We start from the raw sequence: 2,456 nt of genomic DNA, 5'->3' as shown, positions 1-2,456 counted from the left end.
GTTCTCTCCACATCTACTTCAAGTCCTGTAGTTAGAACATTGCTACGTATGTTTAAATCCCCCACTGAATAAATTGACCATAGTTGTGTACATAATTTGATGCAAGCATACCTTGACTAACTTGTGTTCTGGAATACAGGTAAGATGATGTGTAAAGTAATATTGCAACTGTTTTTCCTGCTGGAATCTCCACATTACCAGATCCAGCTAATTTGCTATCAGAACTCGTGTATTGGTAAACATTTTTCCATATTATTCTTGAAATTCTTGATTTATTAGAATTGGTATTATCTGGTGTTCCCACAAATAATCCTGCACCTCCATACTCCGTACTCGAATACGATGATCCAACAAATTCTATTGCTTTATTTATGTTCACATTGGTTGTATTTTTTACAAATACTACTCCAAGTGCAGCATATGGGTAATAGTATATCTCATCATAACTACCCGAAAAGCTTTTTGTGCATAACTCTCCGTAAATAAATGTTCCCTTGCTTCCCTCTATAAAACTTAGTTGTCTTGGCCGATAAAAACTAACGTAATCTGTATTGTACGTATGGCTACCTGCTAGTAGTTGTAACATATAGTCAGTTTTTGTTATATCACTACTCCACTTTCCAAGCTCTGTCGTAAAAGTTCCGTGGCCAAAATAATTATTTTTTCTGCCAAGTACACCAAATAAGAAAGGTAATGACCCTGGTTCAACCATATTCCTCTTTTTCACTTCTTTCATAATTGATGAACTGCTAGGCACATCATTGATGGAGTTGAATTTGGTTGTGAGTGTTCTTAGCTGATTTTCCCTAATTTTTATCTCGTTTGTAAGGGATGCTTTTAATTCGAGTTTCTATTTCTCCTATAATTGATGAACCATCTGGCACATCATTTACAGTACGGAAGTTATTCACTAAACCTTTAAGACCATCTTTATGACTGTTGCTAATACTATTTATTGCTGCAATATTGGCATTCTTTCTCGTATCAAGTAGCGATATATGTGAATCTGATGATGCTTTTAAAGTGTTTAAGGAATTATCCCTAAGCTTATTGATCTCATTTACAGACTTTGTCTTTGCTTCAGTTATTGTCGATATTGAATTTTCCTTGTTAGTGTTTATCTCATTCAAGTGCGATCTTGCAGCGTTTAGGAGCTCTTTCAACTTTCCATCAGTCATCTGTACAATATCAGATACCGCACTCTTATCTACTATTGATTCCAATGCTTTAGCAAGATATGCTAGTTGATCTGGAGTACTGTTTTCTGCTAAATCCTTAAGTCTTTTTTGTAGTGCATCAATTATTCCTTTTACTTCAGTCATCTGCACAACGTTGGAAATTGCTTTTTTATCTGCTATCAATTCCAGCGATTTTGCAAGATATGCCAATTGATCAGCTGTGCTGCTTGCTGCTAAATCCTTTATCCTTTGGTATATTGCTTCCTTCATTCCCAAAAATTTAAAAAAGTTTCAAAGTTAAACCGCTCAAAATTACTCTTAAGTTGATTGTGCTCATTCTCTCTTTTAGCGATATCTTCATCTATTTTTTCTATGGTTATGCGAATACGTACTACATCTTCCACTGCAATATTCTCTGGATGAGGTAGTGAATATCCTCTGCTTGTTTTATCATCTGACATTCTGCTACGTGACAATGATTCGTAGATTTTTGACTTTTGGCCGATAGACAACTGTTCCACTTAAAACTAATTTTATTCTTGTCTCATTGCCATTAAAGTTTGTCAGTACGTGAGTTCTTTCTACCCAATTTTCCCCAATAGGTTTTCCTGTTGTTAAATTCACTAATTGCCATCCTTTGACGCTTTGCTCCACATATGCTTTAACGTCTGCAGTGCCAGGTATCAACGCATCATAGGTAATTGTTATCTTAGTGTTAGAGCCGGCTGTAATGCTCCTAGTTACGTAATCTCCGGACTCTGAAAGATTACCCATAACTAGCTGTAACCCAGGATAGAGAACAGGACTTCTTTCTTTTGACCCTTTTAAATTTGCCTTTACTGTTAACTCTCTGCTGATTCTTTCACGCAGCGCAAGCGGTAAATTATCAGACAAAAAGTTTTCTTTTCCTTCTTCATCTGTTAAGATAAATTCTACATTGGTATCAAATGCTACTTTTTCAACATTTGTCAAAATTATTAAATCTGATACATTATTTGCAGTGACTTTACCAAGATCAATAACGTAAGAACTTTCGCTAAATTTTGCAGCTAGTAGTCGAAACGTTAAATCTAAGTTCTGGTGTGGTGTCCACGTACTTGCATTGCTTGATGACAGTAGTACTCCTACTTGATAAGGTTGACTTGTTACCCAACGGCTATTTACTGCATCATACTTGCCAAGTTCTGCTATTTTTACTGCTGTATCTGCATCATCAGTAAGTAGCACTATTGCATACTCTTGCCCTGCATAGCAAAACACTGGTGACCACTCTATACG

At 36.0% G+C, this 2,456-nt stretch carries 2 protein-coding genes and 1 pseudogene; all 3 read right to left on the bottom strand.

Features of this window, described 5'->3' with window-relative positions:
- Positions 1 to 1,448: pseudogene (locus tag Wcon_RS11480) on the bottom strand (hypothetical protein); the annotation flags it as partial.
- Positions 1,445 to 1,639 carry a hypothetical protein gene (locus tag Wcon_RS08955; RefSeq protein WP_114517900.1) on the bottom strand — a complete coding sequence of 65 codons (195 nt, stop codon included), beginning with the start codon at positions 1,637 to 1,639 and terminating at the stop codon, positions 1,445 to 1,447. The pseudogene Wcon_RS11480 and the gene Wcon_RS08955, both read right to left, overlap by 4 nt.
- Before the next feature lie 4 nt (positions 1,640 to 1,643).
- On the bottom strand, positions 1,644 to 2,456 hold an 813-nt coding region (locus Wcon_RS08950; protein ID WP_114517899.1), incomplete at its 5' end, for a hypothetical protein.

The organism is Wolbachia endosymbiont of Cylisticus convexus (assembly GCF_003344345.1).
This window is presented reverse-complemented; position numbering and strand designations above follow the sequence as displayed.

Excerpts from the sequence above, each read along its gene's own strand:
- Wcon_RS08955 (WP_114517900.1), bottom strand. The coding sequence starts at position 1,639 with ATGTCAGATGATAAAACAAGCAGAGGATATTCACTACCTCATCCAGAG.